This is a genomic window from Microbacterium tumbae, assembly GCF_054780175.1.
In genome coordinates this window covers 636,337-660,491 of record NZ_BAAGWV010000002.1, presented here as the reverse complement: position 1 = coordinate 660,491, position 24,155 = coordinate 636,337, and the positions used below count along the sequence as shown (strand labels likewise).

Here is a 24,155-nt window from a genome sequence, read left to right as displayed (position 1 = left end):
GTTTTCTCGAGATCAGCGCACCGCGCCCGTAGATTCCGCGGGTTCTCGCAGCGCATGCCTCCCTCCGTGTTCGGGATGCTGTCGGCATGGCAGCGAAGGACGACCTCGGCAGGGCGGGTGAGGACCGTGCGGTCCGGCATCTCGAATCGATCGGATACGAGATCCTCGACCGCAACTGGCGTTGCGCGCTCGGCGAGATCGACATCGTCGCGGCTGATGCGACGACACGCCTGTGCGTCGTCGAGGTCAAGACGCGCTCCTCGGCCCGCTATGGACATCCCTTCGAGGCGCTGGACGAACGCAAGATCCGGCGGCTGTGGCGTCTCGCGCACGCCTGGATCGAAGAGCATCCCGGCACGACGAGCCACTCGCGAGTGCGACTGGAGGCGATCGGGATCATCGGAGCCGATCCCGAGAGCGGGACGCTGGAGCATCTGGTGGATCTGCGATGACCGCGGTGCGCACGTGGGCGGTCGCGCTCACCGGAGTCGACGGTCACATCGTCGAGGTCGAGGCCGACCTGTCGAACCAGCGGCCGGACTTCCGCATCATCGGCCTGCCGGACAAGTCCCTCGGCGAGGCGACGCAGCGTGTGCACAACGCGTGCAAGAACGCAGGGCTCGAGCTGCCGGCCCGGCGCCTGACCGTCAATCTCTCGCCGGCGAGCCTTCCCAAGCAGGGCTCCGGATTCGACCTGGCGGTCGCGACGGCGGCGCTCGCGACGAGCGGAGCGCTGAGCTCCTCATCGATCGCGAAGACGGTCCACATCGGAGAACTGGGACTCGACGGGAGACTGCGCCCCGTTCCCGGCGTCCTCCCCGCCGTGTACGCCGCGCAGCGCGCGGGCTTCGAGAGCGTGGTCGTGCCGTACGCCAACGCCGACGAGGCCCGGTTGGTCGGCGATGTCGAGGTGCGAGCGGCCACGACCCTCGCGGAGGTCGCCGCCTGGCATGGAGCGGACGTCGAGGTGCCTGAGGTCGAGCCGATCGAGGCGACGGCCGCCGAGGACGAGCAGCGGCCCGAGCTGGATCTCTCGGAGGTGATCGGCCAGGAGGAGGCCGTGGAGGCGCTCATCGCCGCGGCGGCCGGCGGACACCATCTCCTGATGAGCGGTCCTCCGGGAGCGGGCAAGACGATGCTCGCGCGGCGCCTGCCGGGGATACTTCCCGCACTGACCGAGCAGGAGGCGCTCGAGGTCGCGTCGATCCGCTCGCTCTCGGGGCGCGGTGTCGTCGCGCTGGATCGTGTGCCGCCGTTGGAGGCGCCGCATCACAGCGCCTCCGCGATGGCGCTGGTGGGCGGAGGCTCGCGCACGGTGCGTCCCGGCGCGATCGTGCGCGCTCATCGCGGTCTCCTCTTCCTCGATGAGGCTGCCGAGTTCAACAGGAGTGCGCTCGATGCCCTGAGACAGCCTCTGGAATCCGGGATGATCGACATCCAGCGGGCCGGATTCACCGCGCGCTTCCCCGCGCGGTTCCAGCTGATCCTCGCGATGAACCCCTGCCCGTGCGGCAACTACGGCGTTCGCGGCGCGGAGTGCACGTGCCCGTCGCTCGCGATCCGGCGGTACGCCATGCGGCTCTCGGGCCCGCTGCGCGACCGGATCGACATCGAACTCCCGATCGCGAGGGTGGCCGCGGCGCGGGCGACGGCGGACGAGCACAGCGCGATGACATCCGCGCAGGCACGCGAGCGCGTGGCGATGGCGAGAGAGCGTGCCGCCCTTCGCTGGAGGGGCACGCCGTGGCGTATGAACAGCGAGGTTCCCGGCACGTGGCTGCGACAGGGGACGCTGCGGCTGGAGGGGGCGATCCGCGCGCCGCTGGACAGGGCGCTGGAGCGCGGAGCGCTGACCCTCCGCGGATACGACCGCGTGCTGAGGCTCGCGTGGTCGCTGGCCGATCTCGCAGGTCGGGACCGGCCAGGGGCGGACGAGATCGGCAGGGCGCTGTTCCTGAAGAGAGGACTCATCGCATGATCGAGGTGCTGCGCGCGGACAGGGGCCTGCGCATGCTGGTGCGGCGTCTGCACGGGCCGGAGGACCCCGATGCCGCGATCGCGCGGGCCGCCTGGTCCGTCGTGGCGGAGCCGGGAGACGGCGTGGCCGGAGCCCTCATCGAGGCCATGGGGCCGGTGCAGGCGCTCGTCACCGCCTTCGCCTCGGCGCCGCATCCCGGCGCCGAGGCGAAGGCGGTCGAGAGTCTCGGAGGAGCAATGGGGCAGCGCATGCTGCGCGAGGGGCGTGAGCGCTGGCGACCCCGAGCCGGAGCGGACGCCGTGCGGACGGCGTTGAGCTCTGCCTCCGCAGCGGGGGCCAGGCTTGTCCTGCCCGGAGACTCCGGCTGGCCGCCGGGACTCGACGATCTCGGCCCCCATGCTCCCGTGCTGCTCTGGGTGCGCGGCGATCCGCAGCAGCTGACCGGGCGACCTCGAGCGTCGATCGTCGGAGCGCGTGCATCGAGCAGCTACGGCGAGCAGGCCACTGCGGAGATCGCCGGAGACCTCGCCGCCGCCGGGGTCGTGATCGTGTCGGGTGGCGCCTATGGGATCGACGGCGCGGCGCATCGTGCGGCGCTCGCGGTCGGGGGGAGCACGGTCGCCTTCCTCGCCGGAGGAGTCGACCGTCCGTATCCGATGGGGCACCACCAGCTGTTCGAGCGCATCGTCGGCACCGGAGCGGTCGTCTCCGAGGTGCCATGCGGCACCGCGCCGACGAAGTGGAGGTTCCTCAGCCGCAACAGGCTCATCGCCGCGCTCGGCGACGCGACGGTCGTCGTGGAGGCCGGCGTCCGCAGCGGCTCGCTGAACACCGCGGGGCACGCCGCGGCGCTGGGCCGTCCGCTCGGCGCGGTGCCGGGGCCGATCTCGTCCGCGGCCTCCGCCGGCTGCCATCGGCTGCTGCGGGAGTACGACGCGCGCTGCGTCACCTCCGCGGCCGAGGTGCGAGAGCTGTGGGGCGACGCGTCCGGGATCGAGCCGTCGTCCGGCCCACGCACGGATCCGGACGTCACACGGCTCCTGGACGCCATGAGCTCGCGAACGGCGCTCGATGCGGAGCAGCTCGCGCGGCGCGCCGGCATGTCGGTCGATCGCATCCGCTCGCTCCTCGGAGTGCTGGAGCTGGAAGGAGTGGCGGGGCGGCGCGAGAACGGCTGGGTGCGGCGGAGTCAGACCAGCCGGTAGCCGACACCGCGGACGGTCTCGATCCGCTCGGTGCCGATCTTCTGCCGCAGATAGCCGATGTACACATCGGCCACATTCGATCCGGGGTCGAAGTCGTAGCCCCAGACGCGGCTGAGCAGCTGCTCGCGGCTGAGCACCTGGCCCGCATGCCGGATGAGCTCTTCCGCCAGGGCGAACTCCCTCGCGGAGAGCTCGACCGCATGATCGCCGATCCTCGCCCTCCTGCTTCGGACGTCCAGATGCAGGTCGCCGTGCACGAAATCGTTCGTCGCACCCGTTTCCTCACGCCGCATGCGGAGGCGGATCCTGGCGAGCAGCTCGTCGAACCGGAACGGCTTGCCGAGATAGTCGTCGGCGCCTCCCTCGAGTCCCGCGATGGTGTCGTGCAGCTCCACGCGCGCCGTGAGCATGATGACGGGCAGCCTCGAGCCGGATCCCCTCAACTGGTCGAGCACATGGAATCCGTCGAATCCCGGCAGGTTGATGTCCAGCACCATCAGGTCGAACTCGTCGCTGAGCGCCAGCTCCAGAGCCTCGGGGCCCGTGGCGGCGACACGAGTGGCGAAGCCGGCCGCGCGCAGGCCCTTGTCGATGAACCCCGAGATGCGGGATTCGTCGTCGGCGATGAGGATGGAGGCCATCCGTCACATCCTCTCTGCAGGAAGGGGCGGGCGCGGAGGGATGACGAGACCGTCCGTGCGATCATGCGCGTCGACGATGCGCCGGGGGATCCGCAGGGTGAACACGGCGCCTCCGTCCGGCGCATCCGTCACATCGACGGCGCCCTGATGCGCCCTCGCGATCACCTGGACGATGTTGAGCCCCAGCCCGCTTCCCGCGCTGGACTCGGAGCCCGGACCGCGGTGGAAGCGATCGAAGACGCGCTCCTTCGCCTCGTCCGGCACCCCTGGGCCGAAATCGCGCACCCAGAGCTCCACCCGGTCGGAATCGGCTCTGCTACCGATCTCGAGCCGTCCGCCGCCGTGGGTCGTGGCGTTCTGTGCGAGCTGGAGCATCGCCTGCGTGATGCGCCCCGCGTCCAGGAGCGCGACGGCCTGCGCGGTCGAGACGACCGTCACGTCCGCACCGACGATGCCCCGCGCCTTCCGTGCGATCTGCTCGACGAGGTCGGCGACGTCGACCGGAGCGAGCTGCACCGGAGTGGGGCCGTGGAGGGCCGCGGCGCCGGCGAGGTCCTGGACGAGCCGGCCCATCCGGTCGAGCTCGTCCATCACCAGCGACTGCGTCTCACGGGCGTCCTCCGCGTTCTCCGGATCCATCACCTCGACATGACCGCGCACGATCGTGAGAGGCGTCTTCAGCTCGTGGCCGACGTCGCTGAGCAGCCGGCGCTGCGAGTCCAGGGCGTCGTCGAGCCGGTCGAGCATGTCGTTCATCGTCGATGCGAGCTCTGCCACGTCGTCGTCGCCCACGACCGGGATGCGCTCCTCCAGCGACTGGGCCGACACGCGCAGGGCCGTCTCGCGCATGTGTCGCAGGGGACGCAGCAGACGCGTCGCGACGATCGTTCCCGTCGCGGCGACGACGAGCACCACGATCGCGGAGACCAGCGCGAAGACGCGCGCGGCGCCGTCGAACTCGGCGAGCTCGGCCTTCACGTCGTAGACGAGGACGAACACCGCATCCGTCGGCGCCGGGGAGTCGGCCACCTCGATCGGCGCGGCGAGATAGCGCCAGATCACGCCGTCCTCGGCGTACGTCCCGATGAGAGGCTCGCCGGCGTCCATCTGCGCATGGATGAAAGCCGCGAAATCCGTCGCGCCGCTCAGGTCCAGGTCCAGGCTCATGCCCGGCACCATGCTGATCTTCCCGTCGAGCATCCCGAGCGCCCCGGTGTTGTCGTCCGGGCTCATCCGCTCGACGACCGCGCGCAGCGCATCGGTCGAGGAGCTCCACGGCTGACGCTGCGCGCTGCCGGACACCGTGGCGTCGCCCTCCGCGACGATGAAGCGCGCCGACTCCAGGTTCGCGTGCAGACGCGAGTCGACCTGCTCGAGATTCCCCTGACGCTCCACGAAGTAGACCGAGAGACCCACCGCGAGAAGGCCCAGCGCCGTCACGGCCGTGATCGTGGCGACGATGCGGGTGCGCACGGACACCGCGAGCCGTCGGCGCCGCGGACGGTCGTGCGGGGACTCGATCATCCCTCCAGTATCGCCGTGGGCGGTCGGCGGCACCGCCTCCCTAAGAGATGTCTCACCCAATTCCCGTGCCGAAAGTGGTGCAATCGAAGGGTGCCCGATCCCGCTGTCATCGCTCGAACCGCGCCGGATGCCGACGCCGCGCTCGTGCGCGAGGCCCTGGCCGTGGACGAGGCCAGGATGATCAGCGGCGAGCCGCTGGGCTCCGGCAGCGTCTCCGGCTTCGCCGTCGGCCGGCCGGGCGCCGAGCAGATCCACTATCTCGACACCTCGGCGCTGGCGGTCTCCGAGGAGACGGGGCTCGCGCTGGTCGACGAGGACGGCGTGACGCGGACCAGGATCTGGCCGCATCCCGCCGATCCCCATCTGCCCGCGTTGCCGGCGACAGCCTTCGCGCACTCGCTGGAGATCCTCCTGCACCGGCTCGGCATCGAGACGGCCGGGTCTGCGGAGATGGTGGGGTACCGACCTGGTCGGCGTGCGGTGCTCCGCGTGCCGACGATGTCCGGCATCACCTGGATCAAGGTCGTGCGTCCACGCCGCGTGGCAAGGATCGTTCGCGCGCACGAGGCCTGCGCGACCGCGGGCCTGCCGCTCCCGCGTCTTCGCGGCTGGGCCGAGGAGGGCCTCATCGTCCTGGACAGCGCGATCGGCGCCCCGGCGGCGGATGTCGTGTGGGAGCCCGTCACCCTGCTCGACGAGACGGACGCGCTGCGCGAGCGGATCGGCCGGACGCCATGGTCGGAGCGGACCCGGCCCATCGCCACGCGGCTGGGATGGTACGCAGGGCGACTCCGCGACGATGCACGCGCATCCGCGCTGCTGAGGCGCGTCGGCTCGGCGATCGAGGACCTGCCCGAGTCCGAGCCCGTCGTCGTGCACGGCGACCTCCACTACGGTCAGCTCTTCCTGACCGAGGGCAGGATCTCCGGTTTCATCGACGTCGACACCCTCGGACGCGGCGCGGCGGCGGAGGACACGGCGGCCTTCCTCGCCCATGCCATCGCCAGCGCACGCCTGACACCGCCGCCGCACACCGCGCGGATCCGGGATCTCGCCGACGCGGCGCTCGGCCGATGGGGGGACGACCGGGCCGTACGGCCGTACACGGCGGTGCACCTCCTTGGACACGCCATCGCGGCTCGCGTCGCCGGTGACGAGGAGGGCGAAGACTCCTTCCTGGACGCAGCCGCGCGCATCCTCGAAGGCGGGGAGGCGTCATCGGATGCCGGATAAGAACGCTCTCACCGCTGCTTTCGAGCGGGCTTAGCCGCGGTCGCGAAGCTGGAATCACACGATCGATGAAGCGTCGATCGCACGAAGATCAGGAGCTCGACATGAGTACGAAGAAATGGATCGCCTACGGCGTGACCGGTCTGGTCGGCCTCGGCGTCGTCGCCGGTGGCGCCGCGGCGACCGCGAGCACGATGGATCTGCACACCACGGAGGGAACCGTCGTCCCCGGCGGCGCCGTGACCAACCGCGGCAACGTCCTGGACACCGCCACGGTGCAGCTTCAGCAGACGAACTCGTCAGTGACGGTCGTGACCGCCCCCTCGGCGGCCACCGTCCCCACCCCGGCGACCGCGGTGACGCCGCAGACGGCTCCCTCCCCGACGACGGCCCCGTCCCCGAAGACGCCGCCGAGCCCGGCCACCCCGCCGAGCCCCGTCACGCCCCCGAGCGCAGCCAGCCCCACGACGCCCGCATCCGCGGCGTCGGCGCCGTCGCGCTGACGAGAGTGCACGATCGCGCCTCCCTCGTTCGCGAAGGGAGGCGCGGTCGTGTCTCCGGCGAGGCGCAGACCCGGGACGGCGGGCAGGCGGCACCATGGAGCCATGGAGCTCTCCGCGGCGATCGAGGCGTTCGCCGTCCACCTCGCACAGGTGCGGCGGCTCTCTCCGGCGACGGTGCGCGCCTATCGTTCCGATCTGGGCGATCTCGCGGCGTCGGCGGGCGGGAAGCCCCTCGGCGGGATCGAGCTGGAGGATCTGCGCGAGTGGCTGTGGGCCGCGACGCGGAGGGGGGATGCGCGAAGCACGCTGGCGCGGCGCTCGGCCGCGGCGCGTTCGTTCTTCTCCTGGGCGAAGGACGAGGAGCTCATCTCCGTCGACCCCAGCCTGCGGCTCGTCAGCCCGAAGCGCGGGAGGACCCTGCCGGCCGTCGCCTCGAAGGACGGCATGCGCGATCTGCTCGACGGGCGTCGCCTCGCCGCCGCCGACGGCGACCCGGTCGCTCTGCGCGACCACGCGATCCTCGAGCTGCTCTACGGCTCAGGGATCCGCGTGTCGGAGCTGTGCGGTCTCGACGTCGACGATCTCGACCAGGATCGCGCCACAGCCCGCGTGCTCGGCAAGGGGTCCAAAGAACGGGTCGTGCCGTACGGAGCGCCGGCGCGCGACGCGATCGGCGCGTATCTGACACGAGCCCGGGGCGTCCTGGCGCGGCGGGCGCAGGCTCCGTCCCCTGCAGTCTTCCTCGGCGCCCGCGGGGCACGGATCGGACCTCGCACGGTGTACGGGCTGGTCGCGTCCGCGCTCGGTCCCGTCGTCGGAGCGGACAACGTCGGGCCGCACGCGCTGCGGCACTCCGCGGCGACGCACCTCCTCGACGGCGGCGCCGACCTGCGGGCGGTGCAGGAGATCCTCGGGCACGCGAGCCTGGGCACCACTCAGATCTACACGCACGTCTCCACCGAGCGCCTCACGGCCACCTACCGGCTGGCGCATCCTCGGGCCTGAGTTCCCGCAGCAGACGTCACAACGGCGCGCAGCAGGGCAGCAGGACGGCTCTGGCCGCACCGCCGAACAGCAGCCGCGGGTCGATGTAGACCCCGTGGAGCCGGACGCCCACGTGCAGGGCGCCCGCGTCGGAGTGCCCGCCGACCGCGACGGCGCCGATGACCTCACCCGCCGCGACGACGTCGCCGGGGGAGAGGGACGACTCCAGCGGCTCGAAGGTGGCGACGATCCCTGCGCCGTGATCGATCGTGAGGAGCGGCCGGTCGACGACCACTCCGCGAAACGCGACCACGCCGTCCGCGGGAGCGCGCACCTCGCCGCCGACGGAAGCCGCGATGTCCATTCCGCGATGACCTGCGGCGTACTCGTCGGCGGGCGCCCGGAAGGGCTCCCGCACCTCGCGACGCCCCTCCACCGGCCACAGCCAGTCCCCGCGCTCCCGACCGTCGGATGCCGCCGGGGCCGCGGCGGCGGCGGGTCCGCTCCCCGCGAGCAGGGCGCAGCACAGCAGGACGGTAGCGAACACGCGGCGGAGCGGGAACCTCGGAAGTCTCATACGTCCATACTCGATGCCGCGCAGGAACGGCCGGCGACGAGAAGCCGGCGCATGGGGACGACTCGTCCGGAGATGCACCTGTGCAGGAGGATTCCCGCTCGCGCGATCCTGTACACTGGACGAGCACCTCGGAATCGGGGTGACTACGCGTGCCCAGAGCGACTCCGGTCGCGGCATCCACTCCCACAGGTCCTGCCTTCGTCGGCAGGCGGGCGTGCGCCGGGCACCAGGACTGCCGATCGACCGGTCGGCGACACAACCTCAAGGGCGCCACGCGCCAGAACAAGGAGACGACCATGGCTGTGGTCACCATCCGCCAGCTGCTCGACAGCGGCGTGCACTTCGGACACCAGACCCGTCGGTGGAACCCGAAGGTGAAGCGCTTCATCCTCACGGAGCGTAGCGGCATCCACATCATCGACCTGCAGCAGTCCCTGTCCTACATCGACAAGGCCTACGACTTCGTCAAGGAGACGGTCGCGCACGGCGGCACCATCCTCTTCGTCGGCACCAAGAAGCAGGCCCAGGAGGTCCTCGCCGAGCAGGCCACCCGCGTCGGCCAGCCCTTCGTGAACCAGCGCTGGCTCGGCGGTCTCCTCACGAACTTCTCCACCATCGCGAAGCGCCTGGCCCGCATGAAGGAGCTCGAGGAGCTCGACTACGAGAACCCGGCCGCCTCGGGATTCACCAAGAAGGAGCTCCTGCTCAAGAAGCGCGAGCTGGACAAGCTGCACAAGTCGCTCGGCGGCATCCGCAACCTGACGAAGACCCCTTCGGCGCTGTGGGTCGTCGACGCCAAGCGCGAGCACCTCGCCATCGACGAGGCCAAGAAGCTCGGCATCCCGGTGATCGGCATCCTCGACACGAACGCCGACCCGGACGACTTCCAGTACCCGATCCCCGGCAACGACGACGCGATCCGCTCCGTCTCGCTGCTCACCCGCATCATCGCGGACGCCGCCGCCGAGGGCCTGCAGCAGAAGCACAACCCGGAGTCGGGCGAGGCCGAGCCGCTGGCCGAGTGGGAGCGCGAGCTCCTCGAGGCTCCGGCCGAGGGCGCTGAGGCTCCCGTCGAGGCCGTCGAGGCTCCGGCCGCCGAGGCCGAGGTCGCTGAGGCTCCGGCCGCCGAGGCCGAGGTCGCTGAGGCTCCGGCCGCCGAGGCCGAGGTCGCCGATGCCCCCGTCGCCGAGACCGAGGCTCCGGCCGCAGAGGCGACCGAGGCTCCGGCGGAGGCCGCCGACGTCGCAGACGCCAAGTAATCCCGCGAACACAACATCACGAAGCAAGGAGCCACCACACATGGCCAACTTCACCATCGCCGACATCAAGGCGCTGCGTGAGCAGCTCGGCACGGGAATGGTCGACACCAAGAAGGCGCTCGAGGAGGCCGACGGCAACGTCGAGAAGGCCGTCGAGATCCTCCGCCTGAAGGGAGCGAAGGGCAACGCCAAGCGCGCTGACCGTTCCACCAGCGAGGGACTGATCGCCGCCCGCGAGCAGGAGGGCGCCGTCACGCTCGTCGAGCTCGCCTGCGAGACCGACTTCGTCGCGAAGAACGCGCGCTTCATCGCGCTGGCCGACAAGGTCGCCGATGCGGCCGCCGCCGTGAAGGCCGATTCCGTCGAGGCCGCTCTCGCAGCGGACGCCGACGGGCAGACCGTCGAGCAGCTGATCGCCGACGAGGCCGCCATCATCGGCGAGAAGGTCGAGCTGCGTCGCGTCCGCACGCTGTCGGGCGACCGCTTCGAGGTCTACCTGCACCGCACCAGCAAGGACCTGCCGCCGCAGATCGGCGTCGTCGTCGCCTATTCGGGAGACGACGCCGAGACCGCGCGCAGCATCGCGCAGCACATCTCGTTCGCGAACCCGTCGTACCTGTCCCGCGAGGACGTGCCGGCGGCGGACGTCGAGAAGGAGCGCGAGATCGTCACCGAGATCTCCCGCAACGAGGGCAAGCCGGAGGCCGCCCTGCCGAAGATCGTCGAGGGCCGCGTCACCGCGTTCATCAAGCAGGTCGCCCTGCTCGAGCAGGACTACGCCAAGGACAACAAGCTGTCCGTGGCGAAGGTCGCGCAGGACGCCGGCATCGCCGTGACGGACTTCGCGCGCTTCAAGGTCGGCGCTTAAGACCGTCGGAGGGGTTCGGATCCAGCAGGGTCCGAACCCCTTCTTCATGCCCAGAAGGCACTATCTTGATTCGGGACGAGAGGATCCACCCATGACCGAACGCACCGGACGCCGTCGCGTCCTTCTCAAGCTCTCCGGAGAGGCGTTCGGCGCCGGGCAACTCGGCGTCAACCCCGACGTCGTCAGCCAGATCGCCCGCGAGATCGCCGCGGCCACCTCCGAGGTCGAGATCGCCGTCGTCGTCGGCGGCGGGAACTTCTTCCGCGGCGCCGAGCTGAGCCAGCGCGGCATGGACCGCGGACGCGCCGACTACATGGGCATGCTGGGCACCGTGATGAACGCCCTCGCCCTGCAGGACTTCCTCGAGCAGGCCGGCGCCGCCACGCGCGTGCAGTCCGCCATCGCCATGACGCAGGTCGCAGAGCCCTACATCCCGCGCCGCGCCGAGCGCCACATGGAGAAGGGCAGGGTCGTGATCTTCGGCGCCGGAGCAGGCCTGCCGTACTTCTCCACCGACACGGTCGCCGCACAGCGCGCCCTGGAGATCGGCGCGCAGGAGGTGCTCGTCGCCAAGAACGGCGTCGATGCGATCTACACGTCCGACCCGAACAAGGACGCGACGGCCACCCGGATCGACCGCGTCACCTATCGCGAGGCCCTCCAGAAGGGGCTCAAGGTCGTCGACTCGACCGCGTTCAGCCTCTGCATGGACAACAACATGGACATGCGCGTGTTCGGCATGGAGCCCGCGGGCAACATCACCAGGGCGCTGCTCGGCGAGACGATCGGCACGCTCGTCACCGCCTGAGAGTCCCGCCCGATACGGGCGGCCCGGCCCGGATAGAATTGCCAGAACACCCCAGACGATTGGAGTCGCCGTGATCGCGGACGTCCTCGCAGAAACCACCACCCGGATGACCAGGGCGGTCGAGGCCGCGAAGGAGGACTTCGCCACCGTGCGCACCGGGCGGGCGAACCCGCAGCTGTTCCAGAAGGTCCTCGTGGACTACTACGGCTCGCCGACTCCGCTCGCGCAGCTCGCGTCGCTCGCGAACCCCGAGGCGCGCTCGCTCATCGTCACGCCGTACGACAAGTCGGCGCTGAAGGCGATCGAGCAGGCGATCCGCGACATGCCGAATCTCGGCGCGAACCCCTCGAACGACGGCAACATCGTGCGCGTCACCATGCCGGAGCTGACCGAGGAACGACGCAAGGAATACGTCAAGCTGGTCCGTTCCAAGGGCGAGGATGCGAAGGTCCATGTCCGCGGCATCCGCCGCAAGGCCAAGGACGAGCTCGACGCGCTGAAGTCCGAGGTCGGAGAGGACGAGATCGCCCGCGGCGAGAAGGAACTGGATGCCCTGACGCGTCAGCACGTCGACCTCATCGACGAGGCGCTGAAGCGCAAAGAGGCTGAACTGCTCGAGGTGTGAGCACGGATGACTGACGACACGGGACGCCTCGGGGGCGACGGCTCGCCGTTCGGGCCCGAGCGGGATCGCGCCGCATCCCCGGCGCCGCTCGACGATTCCGCGTTCCCGGAGTTCGACGTCGATCGGGTGCCGCCGCGGCCGCCTCTCCCCGAGGACGGCATGTCGACGGGGGAGCACAGCGCGATCCGCGAGCAGTGGCGACTGGCGCGCGATGAACTGGACAGCCGGGTGTCGCATGCGCGCGACCACTTCGACAGCAAGGTGTCGCACGCCCGCGACCAGCTCGATCAGGCCAATGAGCGCATCAAGCAGCGCACCGGTCGTGATCTCGTGGTGGCGATCCTCATCGGCGTGGCATTCGGCGCCGTCCTGCTGAGCTCGCTGATCTTCATCAAATGGCTCTTCGTGCCCATCGCCCTCGCGGCGGCTCTCCTGGGCGTCTACGAGCTCTCGCTCGCTCTGCGCGGCGCCGGCCGCCGGGTCGACATCGTCCCCCAGCTGATCGCCGGGGCGCTGCTCGTGCTGACCGGGTACTTCGCCGAGTCCTGGCTGTGCTGGGTCGTGCTGTTCGTCTCGGTGTCCTTCGTCATCGTGTGGCGGCTGCTCGCGCAGATGATCGCCAAGGACGGCCGCACCTACGGCGACGTGCTCGGCGATGTCGTCGTCGGCGGCTTCGTCCAGGTGTACGTCCCGTTCCTGGCGAGCATCGCCCTGATCCTGCTCGCGCAGGAGGGCGGCCAATGGTGGGTGCTCGGCTTCATCGCGATCGCCGTGGCGGCCGACACCGGCGCGTACGCGAGCGGCCTGGCCTTCGGACGGCATCCGATGGCCCCGAGGATCAGCCCGAAGAAGACCTGGGAGGGATTCGCCGGCGGCGCGATCGCCGCCGTCGGAGCCGGCGTCCTGCTCGCGCTGTACCTGCTGGAGATGCCCTGGTGGGCCGGGGCCGTCCTCGGAGCGGCCGTGCTCCTGTCCGCGACGCTCGGCGACCTCGGCGAGTCCATGCTCAAGCGCGACATCGGCATCAAGGACATGAGCTCCTGGCTGCCCGGTCACGGAGGTCTGCTCGACCGTCTCGACAGCATCCTTCCCTCGACCATCCCCGCGCTGTTCCTGTACTTCCTGCTCTCACCCTGGGCGGTGCTCTGATGACTTCGGATACGGTGGTGGACGTGACGACAGAGGAGACCGGACCCCCGCCGTCGGCGTTCACGCTGACGACGGGGCGCACGCGCGGCTACCATCCTGCCGCGGTGGACACGTTCCTGTCCGCGGCCAAGGACACCTTCGAGCGCGACGACGACGCCCTGTCCGCGTCGGAGGTGCGCATGGCGTCGTTCCCGCTCGTCAAGCACGGCTACGACGTCGCGGAGGTCGATGCGGCGCTCGGGCGCATCGAGGACGCCTTCGCCGCTCGCGCCCGTCAGCGCGTGGTGCGTTCGGAGGGCGCGGCCGTATGGGTCGAGCAGGCCCGTGAGCAGGCGCAGCTCATCCTCGACCACCTCGCGCGTCCTCGACGTCAGCGCTTCGCCAGAACGGGGCTCCTCACCTTCGGCTACCGGGTCGACGAGGTCGATCACGTCGCCCGCCGGATCGTGCGCTACCTGCGCGACGGCGACGAGCTCTCGGTGGAGCAGCTGCGTTCGGCCGCCTTCCGCATGCAGCGACGAGGGTACCGCGAGGAGCAGGTGGACGCGCTGCTGGATGCCACGATCGAGGTCATGCTCGCCGTGCGCTGAGTGTTCTCATGGCGTCCTCAGCAAGCTCTGGCTAGACTGTGCCTATTGTGAGTTCATCCCACGACAATGATCTGATCGAGACCGGTGACGACCCGAAGCCCGTCGCGCGGCTCTCGGCTCCCGGAGCATCTGCCGCGCCGCGTGCGCGATGGTCCCGTCGGCGCGGCGTCGTCGGCGTGTTCGCCTCGGTGGCCGTCGTGGGCTTCGCCGCTGCGATCGTAGCGCCGACCGGCATCGCGCTGGCCGATCCCGTCGAGACCGCCGAGGCTCAGACCGTGTTCTCCCTTGCGGCGGAGGACTCGCAGGATCTGACCGTCACGGTCGAGGGCTCGTCCTTCGCGCCGGTGGAGCGCGGTGCCTACGACGTGTACGTCACCCCGCCACCACCGGAACCGGAGGTCGCCTCGTCCTCCTCCGGGTCCGGGTCGAGCTCGGGAAGCCGCCCGAGGTACACCGGCGGCGGCTCGCCCGCGGAATGGATGGCCGCGGCAGGCATCGCCGAGAGCGACTGGGGCTACGTCGACTACATCGTCTCCCGGGAGAGCGGCTGGAACCCGAATGCGACGAACTCGTCGTCCGGGGCCTGCGGCCTGGTCCAGGCGCTTCCATGCAGCAAGGTGCCTGGCAACGGCTACAACCCGGTCGACAACCTGCGCTGGGGCAACGGCTACGCCGTGGGTCGTTACGGGAGCTGGGGCGGCGCCTACAACTTCTGGCAGAGCCACCACTGGTGGTGAATCCGATCGGCCATGCCACGCTCGCGTAGGCGGCGTCCGGAGCGCTCGGACGCCGACGAATCCTTCGACCGCCTGCTCGCGGGCTGGAAGCGTACGGAGACGCGCCGTGGCCAGGAGTGGGTCGTGCAACCCGTGTCCGCGGTTCAAGCGGTCAAGGAGTACACCTGCCCTGGATGCGGGCGACTGATCGTGCCCGGGACGGCTCATCTGGTCGCCTGGCGGGCGGACGGGGTTCTGGGCGACGGCGCGGATCTCGCTGCGCGCCGCCATTGGCACACGCACTGCTGGAGGATCGGATGACGATGGAGATCCGCGGACCGCTCGAGCTGCCCGCACGGCGAAGCGACATCGAGCTGCACACGGCGGACGGCCTCCGGCTGGTGGGGGAGCTGGCGCTTCCGGAGTCCAGGGATCCGGTCGCGACGCTCGTCACGCTGCATCCGCTGCCCACCGCCGGCGGCTTCATGGACTCGCACATCATCCGCAAGGCGGCCGCCCGCCTGCCGGCCCTGGCCGACCTCGCCGTGCTGCGCTTCAACACGCGCGGCACCAGCTCTCCGCGCGGCACGAGCGAAGGCCGTTTCGACGGCGGCGCGGGCGAACGTCTCGACGTCGCCGCGGCGATGGACTTCGTCGCCGCGAACGCCCTTCCGGCACCGTGGCTGCTGGGGTGGTCCTTCGGCACCGAGCTCGCCCTGAAGTACGGCCGCGAGCACGATGTGGTCGGCGCCATCCTGCTGTCACCGCCGCTGCACAGGACGACGGATGCGGAGGTCGCGGCGTGGGCGGACGATCCGCGCAGGGTGATCGCCGTCATCCCGGAGCTCGACGACTATCTGCGCCCGGAGGAGGCCCGCGAACGCTTCGCCTCGATTCCGCAGGCCGTGCTCATCCCTGTCGAGGGCGGCAAGCACCTCTGGGTCGGCGAGAACCAGACCCGTCGGGTGCTCACGGAGATCGTCGCCGCGGTGAACCCCGCGGCGCTTCCGCTGCCCGAACGGTGGCCTATCTCTCGTTCATCCGCGGAATGAGCACCTGCCGGTAGATGATCAGGATGCTGGCCGCCACCGGGATCGCGATGAGCGCGCCCAGCAGGCCCAGCAGCGATCCGCCGGCGAGGGCGGCGACGACGACGACGGCTCCGGGCACGGCGACGGCGCGGCTCATGATGCGCGGTGAGATGACGTAGGCCTCGATCTGCATGTAGATCAGGTAGTAGATGCCGGCGGCGATGGCCGTCGCAGGCGATCCGAGCCCGGGGATGAGGCACGTCAGCACGATGATCGCCGACCCGGTGAGCGTGCCCACCAGCGGGATCAGGGAGAAGAAGAACGCCACGACCGCCAGCACGGCGGGGAACGGCGCCTTGATGATGCTCAGGTAGATCGCACTGAGGATGCCGTTGATCACTCCGAGGGACACCTGGCCCATGACGTAGTAGCCGACGGAGTCGGTGATCTGGTCGGCGAGGTCGATGAACCGGGGTCGGCGAGAGGCGGGCACGAGCTGGTACACCGAGCGCTTCAGCGACGGGGTGGACGCCGTGAGGTAGATCGTCAGGATGAGGACGATGAAGGCGCCGAACAGGCCGTTCACGACGGCCACGCTGGCGTTGATCACTCCGTTGGTGATGCTGCCGACGTTGGCGAGCAGCCAGTTCTGGGCCTCGGTCAGAACGCGTTCGACGTCCAGCGCGGGGAAGAGCTGGCCCAGCCAGGTGCTCAGATCGCCCCAGATGTCGTTGCTGCTCTGGACCAGGGCGGTGATCTGCTCGACAAGCTGGGTCACCTGGGAGATGATGATCGGCAGCACGATCAGCACGATGCCGGCGAACACGCCGAGCACCGCGACGATCGTGATGATCACGGCCAGCCACCGGGGGAGCTTCCGGCGCTCCAGCCAGGAGATGAGCGGGTCCAGGCCCAAGCTGATGAACAGCGCCGTGCCGATGTACAGCAGCACGGTCGAGAGCGTCTGCACGCTGTTGATGAGGAGGATGCCGAGTCCGACGCCCAGCGTCGCGATCAACGCGGTGCGGAACGGGTTGTGGACCTTCATGGCTGCTCCCTGGACGACGTGGCGGGTGGAGCAAGCGTATCCAGAACCGCCGGGGGATCGACCCAGACGGGGCCGTCCTGGGCAACACTCAGGTGCTTTCGATAGTCTGAAATGTCGAGCGATGATCCGTGAACCTGATCGGGTCGCGTAAGGAGACTATTCGTGCGTTTCGTATGGGCCGTCGTGGCCTTCGTCCTGGCCACGGTCCTGATCGGTGCGGGGATCGCCCAGAGGACCCTGTTCGTCGGGCCCTCGTCCCAGGAGATGTCGTTGACGACCTCTCAGCCGGAGGCGTACACGCTCATCGACAGCGCGGTGCTGCGCACCCAGGCCGGCCAGCAGACTCTCATCATCCGCGGCCACGGCGACCTCTTCGCCGCGTACGGACGGACGGCCGACCTCCAGGCCTGGCTCTCCGATGCGGACTACAACTCGATCACCCTGGACGAGCAGGGCGAGCCCGTCTCCGCGGTGATCGAGGCGACGGTCGAGGAGGAGGCCGAGACCCCGCCCGCCGACGACGCATCGGCCGACGACGCATCGGCCGAGGGCGAGGAGGCGGCAGGCCGGGATCCCGCGGGAAGCGACCTCTGGCTCGCGTCGTTCAGCGAGCAGGACCAGATCATCACGGACACGCAGCTTCCTGAGGGGACCAGCTTCCTGGTGGCGCGTGACGGCGCACAGGACGCTCCGGAGGACATCGTGGTGTCCTGGCCTCTGGACAACTCCACCCCGCTGGCGGGCCCGCTGGTCGCGGCGGGGATCGCCGTGCTCGCCGTGGGCATCGTGCTCTACATCCTGGCGATCCGTCACCAGCGCCGCGGCAGGGGGCCGAGGCGCAAGGGCGTCGGCCCCCTGCCGGTCACGGAGCCGATCGACCTCTCCGTCGAGGCTCCCGCCGACCGCGAGGCCATCGAGGCTCCGAAGGACAGCGACAGCGACCCGGCTGAGGACGAGACGGGGGCAGGCGGGCCTGCCACGCAGAAGCCCGACGACGAGCGGCGGGGCTCCGCGGGCACTGCTCAGCGCTCGGCCCTGCGTCGTCGCAGGCTTGCGCTTCCCGCGCTGGCGCTGGCCGCCGTCGTGATGACGGGCTGCTCCGCCGATTCCTGGCCGCAGTTCGGAGCGGAGTCCGCGACGCCTACTCCCACCCCCACCGTCATCGCCCCGGAGAACCAGAAGCCGCCGGCCGTTACCGAGGTGCAGGCCGCCCGCATCCTCCAGAGCATCTCCGACACGCTGGCATCCGCCGACGCCGACCTCGACATCGACCTCGCGGCGACGCGCCTGGACGGCATCGCGCTGGAGGCGCGTCGGACCGACTACACCCTGCGGGAGAAGCTCAGCGACCGCGCGCTTCCCGCTGCGATCCCCGCGGACGATGTCGAGATCCTGCTCCCGCAGGCGAACGACGGCTGGCCTCGCACGGTCCTCGTGCTCTCGCAGAGCGCCGGCGACGATTCCGTCGCTCCGGTCATCCTCACGATGACCCAGGCCGATCCGTGGTCGAACTACAAGGTGACCGACATGGCCGAGATGCACGCGTCCGTCGAACTGCCGGAGGTCGCCCCCGCCTGGCTGGGCACGACGCTGGTGCCGCCGGACTCGACCTTCCTGACCGTCGCGCCCGGCGAGATCGCCGCCGCCTTCGCCGACGTGGTGGACGCCGGGGAGAAGAGCTCCTGGTACGACTCCTTCGACGATGCTGCGCTCGAGGTCGCCACCGCGATCCAGGAGAGCCGTCAGGCGGTCGTCCAGAGCCTCGCGGACAACGACGCCTCCGAGACGTCCAAGACGGCGTTCGGCATCGACCCCAGCGATGAGGATCCGGTCTCGCTGGCGACGCTCGACAGCGGCGCGATCGTGGCGGTCTCCTTCGTCGAGACGCAGAAGATCACCCCCACGAGCGGAGACGCGGCGATCCGGTTCGGGGACAACCCCGAGATCAAGGCTCTCACCGGCGTCGAGGAGTCCGCCAAGGGCGTGACGGCGACGTACAGCCTGCAGGTGTTCTTCGCGGTGCCGACCCAGGGATCCGGCGAGCAGATCCGACTGCTCGCCGTGCATCAGGACATTCTCGGAGCGAAGGTGATCAAGTGAGCGATATCTCAGCATCGGCCCTGCGCGGGGCCGTCGACCTCTCCTCTCTGCGCAACCGTCCGTCTCCCGCCGCCCAGCCCGCCGGGCAGGCGCCCGAGCAGGCGTCCGAGGGGCTCGTGCGCGATGTGACGGACGCGACGTTCGGCGAGATCCTGGAGCTCTCGCGGACCGTCCCCGTCGTCGTCGACCTCTGGGCGGAGTGGTGCGGGCCGTGCAAGCAGCTCAGCCCCATCCTCGAGAAGGTCACGACGGAGCTGGCCGGTCGCGTCGTGCTCGCGAAGGTCGACGTGGACGCGAACCCGCAGCTCGCACAGGGATTCCGTGCGCAGTCGATCCCCATGGTGGTCGCACTCGTGGCCGGTCAGCCGGTGCCGATGTTCACCGGCGCGGTGCCCGAGGAGCAGGTGCGCCAGGTGTTCGCGCAGCTGCTGCAGCTCGCCGCGCAGAACGGCGTGACGGGAACCCTCGCCATCGAGGGCGAGGCGGAGGCCGCGCCCGCCGAGGAGCCCGCTCTGCCGCCGTTGCACGCGGAGGCGTTCACGGCGATCGAGAACGGCGACTACCCTGCGGCGATCAGGGCGTACGAGAAGGCGCTCGCGGAGAATCCGCGTGACGACGAGGCCCGTGCGGGCCTCGGGCAGGTGCGGCTGCTCGACCGTGTGCAAGGACTCGATCTGCAGGAAGCCCGTGCCGCAGCGGCGGCCGCGCCGACGGATGCGCAGGCGCAGTTCGCGGTAGCCGACCTCGACATCGCCGGCGGTCACGTCGACGATGCGTTCGGACGACTGCTCGACCTCTTCGCGAGCCTGCCGTCGGAGGAGCGCGCTCCGGTGCGCGAGCGCCTCGTCGAGCTCTTCGGCCTCATCGGCGATGCCGACCCGCGGGTGGCCGCCGCTCGTACGCGTCTGGCTTCGCTGCTGTTCTAGAGCGGGCCCGTCCGGCGCAGCGGCACGGCGGGCCGAGGGCGGTCATCCGCGTCGGACCGACAGGGGCGAGCGCACGCGTTCAGCCGTGCGAGACGGTCGGGACGTGCGGGGACGGCTGGTGTCGCAGCCACAGCGTCGACAGCGCGGGCAGCGTGACCGGAGCGATCGCGGGGGCCTCCTCCGTCTCGCGCCGGGCGACGACCATGCCCAGATTCCCGACGCCGTAGCCGCCATACTCGCCCGCATCCGAGTTCAGCACCTCCTGCCACACGCCTTCCTCCCCGAAGGCGAGGGGGAGGGCGTGCCGCGTGACGCCGGCGAAGTTGCTGACGACGACGAGGCGGCCGCCGTGCGCATCGCGACGCTCGAACGCGACCACGGTCGGGTCCCAGCTCGGTGCGCCGAGGCGCGTGAAGGAGGAGGCGTCGCCGTCGCGCTCCCACAGCGGCGCCTGTGCGCGATACACCCCGTTCAGCGCGCCGACGAAGTCCTGCAGCTGCCGATGCGCCGGCTGATCGAGCAGCCACCACTCCAGCTCCCGCGATTCCGACCACTCCGAGAGCTGACCGAACTCCTGTCCCATGAAGAGCAGCTTCTTGCCCGGATGCCCCCACATGTACGCCAGGTAGGCGCGGGTGCTCGCGAGCTGATGGGCGTGGTCGCCGGGCATCTTCGACACCAGGCTGCGCTTGCCGTGCACGACCTCGTCGTGGCTGATGGGCAGGACGTAGTTCTCGCCGAACGCGTACACGAAGGAGAAGGTCATCTCGCCCTCGTGGTGTGCGCGATGGATCGGATCGCGCTGGATGTACTGAAGCGAGTCGTTCATCCACCCCATGTTCCACTTGAACCCGAAGCCGAGTCCTGCGTGATCGGTGGGGGCGGTGACGCCGGGGAAGCTGGTGGACTCCTCCGCGATCATCAGGATGCCTGGGTGCAGCCGGTAGGCGGTGGCGTTGACCTCCTGCAGGAACCGGATCGCCTCGAGATTCTCCCGGCCGCCGTGGATGTTGGGCTCCCATTCGCCGTCCTTGCGGGAGTAGTCCAGGTACAGCATCGAGGCGACCGCATCCACGCGCAGGCCGTCGACGTGGAACTGCTCCAGCCAGTACAGCGCGTTCGCGACGAGGAAGCCGCGCACCTCCGGACGGCCGTAGTCGAAGATGAGCGTTCCCCAGTCCTGGTGCTCGCCACGACGGGGGTCCGGATGCTCGTAGAGGGGGCGGCCGTCGAAGCGCGCGAGCGCGAACTCGTCCTTCGGGAAGTGGCCCGGCACCCAGTCCAGGATCACCCCGATCCCGGCCTGGTGCAGCCGGTCGATGAGGTGGCGAAGGTCGTCCGGCGAGCCGAAGCGGCTGGTCGGCGCATAGTACCCGCTGACCTGATACCCCCACGATCCGCCGAAGGGGTGCTCGGCGAGCGGCATGAACTCGACATGGGTGAACCCGGTGGCCGTGACGTGCGCGATGAGCGGATCCGCGGCATCGCGATAGCTCAGCCCGCCCCGCCAGGAGCCCAGGTGGACCTCGTAGACCGCCATCGGCTGCGCCACGGCGTGCGTGGCCGCTCTGCGCGTCATCCAGGCGGCGTCCTGCCAGGTGTACGCGGATGCCGTGACGACGGAGGCGGTCTCCGGCGGGGTCTGCGCCGCCTGCGCCATCGGGTCGGCCTTGAGGATCCACCGGCCGTCGCGCGTGAGGATCTCGTACTTGTAATGCGTGCCGATGGCGACGTCGGGAACGAAGAGCTCCCAGATGCCGCTGGATCCCATCGACCGCATCGCGTGTCCGCTGCCGTCCCATCCGTTGAGATCGCCGACCACGCGGACGGCCTGCGCATTCGGCGCCCAGACGGCGAACGCCGTGCCGAGCTCCGAGCCGTGCGCACGGGGATGGGCGCCGAGGACGTCCCAGAGGCGTTCATGCCTTCCCTCGGCGATGAGATGCAGATCCAGCTCTCCCACTGTGGGCAGATGGCGGTAGGGGTCGCCGGCGAGCGTCTCCTCCGGGTCGTCGTACGTCGTGGCGACGCGGTAGGGGACAGCGGGCCCGTCGTGCGCGCCCTCCCATATGCCGTGAGCGGCATGCGACAGGCGGAGCCGCTCGCCGTCCGCGAAGACGATCGCGACGGAGCGGGCGAGCGGGCGGCGGACGCGGACGGTGGTGCGGGTGCGTCCGGCGGCATCGGGCAGGGGATGCGCGCCGAGGATCGCATGGGGCTCGTGGTTCGATCCCGTCGCGACCTGCGCCCATTCCTGAGAGGTCGTGATGTCCTCGATGTAGCTCATGCCCGCCTCCTCACCGCCAGGATGTGCACCGGCTCCGCGAAGGCGTCGAGGCGTACGTAGTCGTGATCCGTCCAGGTCCACACCTGCCCGGTCACGAGGTCCTCGACGTCGAACAGGTCGCCGGGTTCGACACCCCACACACGGGTGTCGAGGTGCACGGTCGTCTCGCGCACGGAGTGCGGGTCCACGTTGGCGACGACGATGATCGTGTCATCCTCTCCCGTACCCGTGAACGCGGCGTCCAGATGCTTCGAGTACACCAGCACGCCGTCGTCGTCGCTCCAGTGCACGGAGAGGTTCCGCAGCTGCCGGAGGGCGGGGTGGGCGCGGCGGATCTCGTTCAGGCGCCGCAGGTACGGTGCGAGCGATTCTCCCGCCGCCTCCGCCGCGGCGAAGTCGCGCACCTTGTACTCGTACTTCTCGTTGTCGATGTTCTCCTCGGATCCCGGCCGTGCCACGTTCTCATAGAGCTCGTATCCGGCGTACACGCCGTAGCTGGGACCGGCGGTGGCCGCGATCGCCGCGCGGATGCGATACGCGGATCTGCCGCCGAACTGCAAGTACTCGGTGAGGATGTCCGGGGTGTTCACGAACAGGTTCGGCCTCAGGTAGTCGGCGGTCTCCGCGGCGAGCGAGGTGAGGAACTCCTCCAGCTCCGCCTTCGTGTTGCGCCAGGTGAAGTAGGTGTAGCTCTGCTGGAATCCCGCGGCGGCGAGTCCGCGGAGCGGAGCGGGCCGTGTGAAGGCCTCGGCGAGGAACACGACGTCGGGATGCCGCGCGCTCACCTCGGCGATCAGCCACTCCCAGAACCACAGCGGCTTGGTGTGCGGGTTGTCGACGCGGAAGATCCGCACGCCCTGGGATATCCAGTGCAGCACGATCCGCAGAACCTCGGCGCTGATCCCCTCCGGGTCGTTGTCGAAGTTGATCGGGTAGATGTCCTGATACTTCTTCGGCGGGTTCTCCGCGTAGGCGATCGAGCCGTCCGGCAGCGTGGTGAACCACTCCGGGTGCTCGGCGACCCAGGGATGGTCGGGGGAGGCCTGCAGCGCGAGATCGAGGGCGATCTCGATGCCCGCCCTGCCCGCGGCCCTGACGAAGGCGCGGAAGTCGGCGAGGGTGCCGAGATCCGGATGGAGGGCGTCGTGGCCGCCGTCGGCGGAGCCGATGGCCCACGGTGAGCCGGGATCGGCGTCCGCGGCGTCGAGGGTGTTGTTCGGCCCCTTGCGGTTCGTGCGTCCGATCGGATGGATCGGCGGGAGGTACAGCACATCGAAGCCCATGTCCGCGACCGCGGGGAGGCGCTTCATGGCGGAGCGGAACGTGCCGCTCGTGGTCGTGCCGTCCTTGCGGCGCCTCGCGCCCTCGGACCGGGGGAAGAACTCGTACCACGCGCCGACTCCGGCCCTGGTGCGCTCCACGAGGAGGCGCTGCTCGGGGGCGGCGGAGGACAGCGAGCGCAGCGGCCTGTCCGCGAACAGCGCCGCGGCATCTCCGCTGTGCGCGATTGCGAGAGCCGAATCTGCGTCCGTCGTCTCCAGGGCGAGCGCGGCGAGCCGTCTGCGCTGCGCCGCCGGCCGGTCCTTCTCCGCCGCCGCTCTCGTGAGGAGCTCCGCGCCGAGCGCGATCATGACGGGCACATCCACGCCTGCGGCGATCTTCACGGACGCGGCGTTCGCCCAGGTCGCGTAGTCGTCGGCGAACGCCTCGAAGCGGTAGAGCCACGGCCCCTGCGCGTCCAGCGCGATGCCGGTCGTCCAGCGATCGGTGCCGTCGTCCAGAGCGGTCAGCCGGTGCAGGCTCTCCGCGCCGTCCGGCGAGATGAGCCGGACGTGCACGCCGATGCGATCATGCCCCTCCCGGAATGCGATGACGCTGAACGGGACGACCTCTCCGGCGAACGCCTTGGCGTCGAATCCGCCCGGCGCTGAGGGGCGCGGATCGGACAGCGGTATCCGCCCGGTGCGCACGCCTTCCGCGACGCCGGTCGCGGCCAGCGGCCGTGCGGGGATCTGCGCAGGACTCCGGAGGTCCGCCGGGCGGGAGAGCGTACGTGCAGCCACATGCTGAATGTACCGCTCCGCTGTGGCGGCGGACAGCCGGTTG

23 protein-coding genes are annotated in these 24,155 nt (G+C 70.2%); 17 read left to right on the top strand and 6 right to left on the bottom strand.

All coding sequences use genetic code 11. The features are described from left to right. The first annotated feature begins 86 nt into the window (after positions 1 to 86). Genes ACYVGQ_RS10510 through dprA form a run of 3 tightly spaced genes read left to right on the top strand, consistent with a single transcriptional unit; the run spans position 87 to position 3,183 of the window. The gene (locus ACYVGQ_RS10510) at positions 87 to 452 is read left to right on the top strand and encodes a YraN family protein (RefSeq protein WP_460784567.1); all 366 of its coding nucleotides are present in this window, start codon (positions 87 to 89) and stop codon (positions 450 to 452) included. Then, positions 449 to 1,978 (top strand): YifB family Mg chelatase-like AAA ATPase, encoded by a 1,530-nt coding sequence (locus tag ACYVGQ_RS10505; protein WP_460784566.1) that lies wholly within the window; start codon positions 449 to 451, stop codon positions 1,976 to 1,978. Before ACYVGQ_RS10510 ends, ACYVGQ_RS10505 begins: the two co-directional genes overlap by 4 nt. Then, positions 1,975 to 3,183 carry a DNA-processing protein DprA gene (gene dprA / locus ACYVGQ_RS10500; protein WP_460784565.1) on the top strand — a complete coding sequence of 403 codons (1,209 nt, stop codon included), beginning with the start codon at positions 1,975 to 1,977 and terminating at the stop codon, positions 3,181 to 3,183. Before ACYVGQ_RS10505 ends, dprA begins: the two co-directional genes overlap by 4 nt. On the opposite strand, the gene ACYVGQ_RS10495 is transcribed toward dprA, so the two are convergent. Both ACYVGQ_RS10495 and ACYVGQ_RS10490 read right to left on the bottom strand, forming a co-directional pair. Then, positions 3,168 to 3,824: a response regulator transcription factor gene (locus tag ACYVGQ_RS10495; protein ID WP_460784564.1), complete on the bottom strand. Its 657-nt coding sequence runs from the start codon at positions 3,822 to 3,824 to the stop codon at positions 3,168 to 3,170. The two genes, dprA and ACYVGQ_RS10495, sit on opposite strands and share 16 nt — an antisense overlap. A 3-nt stretch (positions 3,825 to 3,827) precedes the next feature. After that, the gene (locus ACYVGQ_RS10490; protein ID WP_460784563.1) at positions 3,828 to 5,348 is read right to left on the bottom strand and encodes a sensor histidine kinase; all 1,521 of its coding nucleotides are present in this window, start codon (positions 5,346 to 5,348) and stop codon (positions 3,828 to 3,830) included. Positions 5,349 to 5,438: 90 nt separating this feature from the next. Between ACYVGQ_RS10490 and ACYVGQ_RS10485 the strand changes: the two genes are divergently transcribed. The 3 genes from ACYVGQ_RS10485 to ACYVGQ_RS10475 all read left to right on the top strand — a co-directional run bounded on the left by ACYVGQ_RS10485 (position 5,439) and on the right by ACYVGQ_RS10475 (position 8,086). Beyond that, positions 5,439 to 6,581, top strand: a complete 1,143-nt coding sequence (locus ACYVGQ_RS10485) for a phosphotransferase (protein WP_460784562.1) — start codon at positions 5,439 to 5,441, stop codon at positions 6,579 to 6,581. A gap of 101 nt (positions 6,582 to 6,682) precedes the next feature. Beyond that, positions 6,683 to 7,081 carry a hypothetical protein gene (locus ACYVGQ_RS10480; RefSeq protein WP_460784561.1) on the top strand — a complete coding sequence of 133 codons (399 nt, stop codon included), beginning with the start codon at positions 6,683 to 6,685 and terminating at the stop codon, positions 7,079 to 7,081. 102 nt (positions 7,082 to 7,183) lie between these two features. Further along, positions 7,184 to 8,086, top strand: coding sequence for a tyrosine recombinase XerC (locus tag ACYVGQ_RS10475; RefSeq protein ID WP_460784560.1), 903 nt, complete (start codon positions 7,184 to 7,186; stop codon positions 8,084 to 8,086). Positions 8,087 to 8,102: 16 nt separating this feature from the next. Here the strand turns inward: ACYVGQ_RS10475 and ACYVGQ_RS10470 are convergent, their stop codons facing one another. Then, positions 8,103 to 8,642, bottom strand: coding sequence for a murein hydrolase activator EnvC family protein (locus tag ACYVGQ_RS10470; RefSeq protein WP_460784559.1), 540 nt, complete (start codon positions 8,640 to 8,642; stop codon positions 8,103 to 8,105). Positions 8,643 to 8,938: 296 nt separating this feature from the next. On the opposite strand from ACYVGQ_RS10470, the gene rpsB reads away from it, so the two are divergent. The 9 genes from rpsB (at position 8,939) to ACYVGQ_RS10425 (ending at position 15,709) form a co-directional block, all read left to right on the top strand. Further along, complete coding sequence (gene rpsB / locus ACYVGQ_RS10465) at positions 8,939 to 9,901, top strand: 30S ribosomal protein S2 (protein ID WP_460784558.1); 963 nt, start codon at positions 8,939 to 8,941, stop codon at positions 9,899 to 9,901. Between the two features lie 40 nt (positions 9,902 to 9,941). Continuing rightward, complete coding sequence (gene tsf / locus ACYVGQ_RS10460; RefSeq protein WP_460784557.1) at positions 9,942 to 10,769, top strand: translation elongation factor Ts; 828 nt, start codon at positions 9,942 to 9,944, stop codon at positions 10,767 to 10,769. A 91-nt stretch (positions 10,770 to 10,860) separates the two neighbouring features. Continuing rightward, a complete protein-coding gene (gene pyrH, locus ACYVGQ_RS10455; protein ID WP_460784556.1) occupies positions 10,861 to 11,577 on the top strand; it encodes a UMP kinase in 717 nt (238 codons plus the stop codon). 70 nt (positions 11,578 to 11,647) lie between these two features. After that, positions 11,648 to 12,202 carry a ribosome recycling factor gene (gene frr, locus ACYVGQ_RS10450; RefSeq protein WP_460784555.1) on the top strand — a complete coding sequence of 185 codons (555 nt, stop codon included), beginning with the start codon at positions 11,648 to 11,650 and terminating at the stop codon, positions 12,200 to 12,202. Between the two features lie 6 nt (positions 12,203 to 12,208). After that, positions 12,209 to 13,351, top strand: coding sequence for a phosphatidate cytidylyltransferase (locus ACYVGQ_RS10445; protein ID WP_460784554.1), 1,143 nt, complete (start codon positions 12,209 to 12,211; stop codon positions 13,349 to 13,351). Then, positions 13,351 to 13,941, top strand: coding sequence for a DivIVA domain-containing protein (locus tag ACYVGQ_RS10440; RefSeq protein ID WP_460784553.1), 591 nt, complete (start codon positions 13,351 to 13,353; stop codon positions 13,939 to 13,941). The genes ACYVGQ_RS10445 and ACYVGQ_RS10440 overlap by 1 nt, the downstream gene beginning before the upstream one ends. A 47-nt stretch (positions 13,942 to 13,988) precedes the next feature. Continuing rightward, positions 13,989 to 14,678, top strand: a complete 690-nt coding sequence (locus ACYVGQ_RS10435; RefSeq protein ID WP_460784552.1) for an aggregation-promoting factor C-terminal-like domain-containing protein — start codon at positions 13,989 to 13,991, stop codon at positions 14,676 to 14,678. A gap of 12 nt (positions 14,679 to 14,690) precedes the next feature. After that, positions 14,691 to 14,978: a hypothetical protein gene (locus tag ACYVGQ_RS10430; RefSeq protein WP_460784551.1), complete on the top strand. Its 288-nt coding sequence runs from the start codon at positions 14,691 to 14,693 to the stop codon at positions 14,976 to 14,978. 2 nt (positions 14,979 to 14,980) lie between these two features. Beyond that, on the top strand, positions 14,981 to 15,709 hold the full coding sequence (locus ACYVGQ_RS10425; RefSeq protein ID WP_460784843.1) for an alpha/beta hydrolase: 729 nt from the start codon (positions 14,981 to 14,983) through the stop codon (positions 15,707 to 15,709). On the opposite strand, the gene ACYVGQ_RS10420 is transcribed toward ACYVGQ_RS10425, so the two are convergent. Next, entirely contained in the window at positions 15,684 to 16,736 is a 1,053-nt protein-coding gene (locus ACYVGQ_RS10420; protein WP_460784550.1) for an AI-2E family transporter, read from the bottom strand. The genes ACYVGQ_RS10425 and ACYVGQ_RS10420 overlap by 26 nt on opposite strands. Before the next feature lie 162 nt (positions 16,737 to 16,898). Here ACYVGQ_RS10420 and ACYVGQ_RS10415 point away from each other — a divergent pair, with 162 nt between their 5' ends. Next, positions 16,899 to 18,836 carry a glycosyl transferase gene (locus ACYVGQ_RS10415; RefSeq protein ID WP_460784549.1) on the top strand — a complete coding sequence of 646 codons (1,938 nt, stop codon included), beginning with the start codon at positions 16,899 to 16,901 and terminating at the stop codon, positions 18,834 to 18,836. Next, on the top strand, positions 18,833 to 19,762 hold the full coding sequence (locus ACYVGQ_RS10410) for a tetratricopeptide repeat protein (protein WP_460784548.1): 930 nt from the start codon (positions 18,833 to 18,835) through the stop codon (positions 19,760 to 19,762). Before ACYVGQ_RS10415 ends, ACYVGQ_RS10410 begins: the two co-directional genes overlap by 4 nt. A 79-nt stretch (positions 19,763 to 19,841) precedes the next feature. Here the strand turns inward: ACYVGQ_RS10410 and glgB are convergent, their stop codons facing one another. Together glgB and ACYVGQ_RS10400 are read right to left on the bottom strand one after the other, a co-directional pair. Further along, positions 19,842 to 22,049 carry a 1,4-alpha-glucan branching protein GlgB gene (gene glgB, locus ACYVGQ_RS10405; protein WP_460784547.1) on the bottom strand — a complete coding sequence of 736 codons (2,208 nt, stop codon included), beginning with the start codon at positions 22,047 to 22,049 and terminating at the stop codon, positions 19,842 to 19,844. Then, complete coding sequence (locus ACYVGQ_RS10400) at positions 22,046 to 24,112, bottom strand: alpha-1,4-glucan--maltose-1-phosphate maltosyltransferase (RefSeq protein WP_460784546.1); 2,067 nt, start codon at positions 24,110 to 24,112, stop codon at positions 22,046 to 22,048. The genes glgB and ACYVGQ_RS10400 overlap by 4 nt, the downstream gene beginning before the upstream one ends. Between the last annotated feature and the right edge of the window lie 43 nt (positions 24,113 to 24,155).

What these genes read in the sequence shown, in the direction of transcription:
- ACYVGQ_RS10510 (WP_460784567.1), top strand. Translation starts at nt 87, where the DNA reads ATGGCAGCGAAGGACGACCTCGGCAGGGCGGGTGAGGACCGTGCGGTC.
- ACYVGQ_RS10505 (WP_460784566.1), top strand. Translation starts at nt 449, where the DNA reads ATGACCGCGGTGCGCACGTGGGCGGTCGCGCTCACCGGAGTCGACGGT.
- dprA (WP_460784565.1), top strand. Translation starts at nt 1,975, where the DNA reads ATGATCGAGGTGCTGCGCGCGGACAGGGGCCTGCGCATGCTGGTGCGG.
- ACYVGQ_RS10495 (WP_460784564.1), bottom strand. Translation starts at nt 3,824, where the DNA reads ATGGCCTCCATCCTCATCGCCGACGACGAATCCCGCATCTCGGGGTTC.
- ACYVGQ_RS10490 (WP_460784563.1), bottom strand. Translation starts at nt 5,348, where the DNA reads ATGATCGAGTCCCCGCACGACCGTCCGCGGCGCCGACGGCTCGCGGTG.
- ACYVGQ_RS10480 (WP_460784561.1), top strand. Translation starts at nt 6,683, where the DNA reads ATGAGTACGAAGAAATGGATCGCCTACGGCGTGACCGGTCTGGTCGGC.
- ACYVGQ_RS10475 (WP_460784560.1), top strand. Translation starts at nt 7,184, where the DNA reads ATGGAGCTCTCCGCGGCGATCGAGGCGTTCGCCGTCCACCTCGCACAG.
- ACYVGQ_RS10470 (WP_460784559.1), bottom strand. Translation starts at nt 8,642, where the DNA reads ATGAGACTTCCGAGGTTCCCGCTCCGCCGCGTGTTCGCTACCGTCCTG.
- rpsB (WP_460784558.1), top strand. Translation starts at nt 8,939, where the DNA reads ATGGCTGTGGTCACCATCCGCCAGCTGCTCGACAGCGGCGTGCACTTC.
- tsf (WP_460784557.1), top strand. Translation starts at nt 9,942, where the DNA reads ATGGCCAACTTCACCATCGCCGACATCAAGGCGCTGCGTGAGCAGCTC.
- pyrH (WP_460784556.1), top strand. Translation starts at nt 10,861, where the DNA reads ATGACCGAACGCACCGGACGCCGTCGCGTCCTTCTCAAGCTCTCCGGA.
- ACYVGQ_RS10445 (WP_460784554.1), top strand. Translation starts at nt 12,209, where the DNA reads ATGACTGACGACACGGGACGCCTCGGGGGCGACGGCTCGCCGTTCGGG.
- ACYVGQ_RS10440 (WP_460784553.1), top strand. Translation starts at nt 13,351, where the DNA reads ATGACTTCGGATACGGTGGTGGACGTGACGACAGAGGAGACCGGACCC.
- ACYVGQ_RS10430 (WP_460784551.1), top strand. Translation starts at nt 14,691, where the DNA reads ATGCCACGCTCGCGTAGGCGGCGTCCGGAGCGCTCGGACGCCGACGAA.
- ACYVGQ_RS10425 (WP_460784843.1), top strand. Translation starts at nt 14,981, where the DNA reads ATGGAGATCCGCGGACCGCTCGAGCTGCCCGCACGGCGAAGCGACATC.
- ACYVGQ_RS10420 (WP_460784550.1), bottom strand. Translation starts at nt 16,736, where the DNA reads ATGAAGGTCCACAACCCGTTCCGCACCGCGTTGATCGCGACGCTGGGC.
- glgB (WP_460784547.1), bottom strand. Translation starts at nt 22,049, where the DNA reads ATGAGCTACATCGAGGACATCACGACCTCTCAGGAATGGGCGCAGGTC.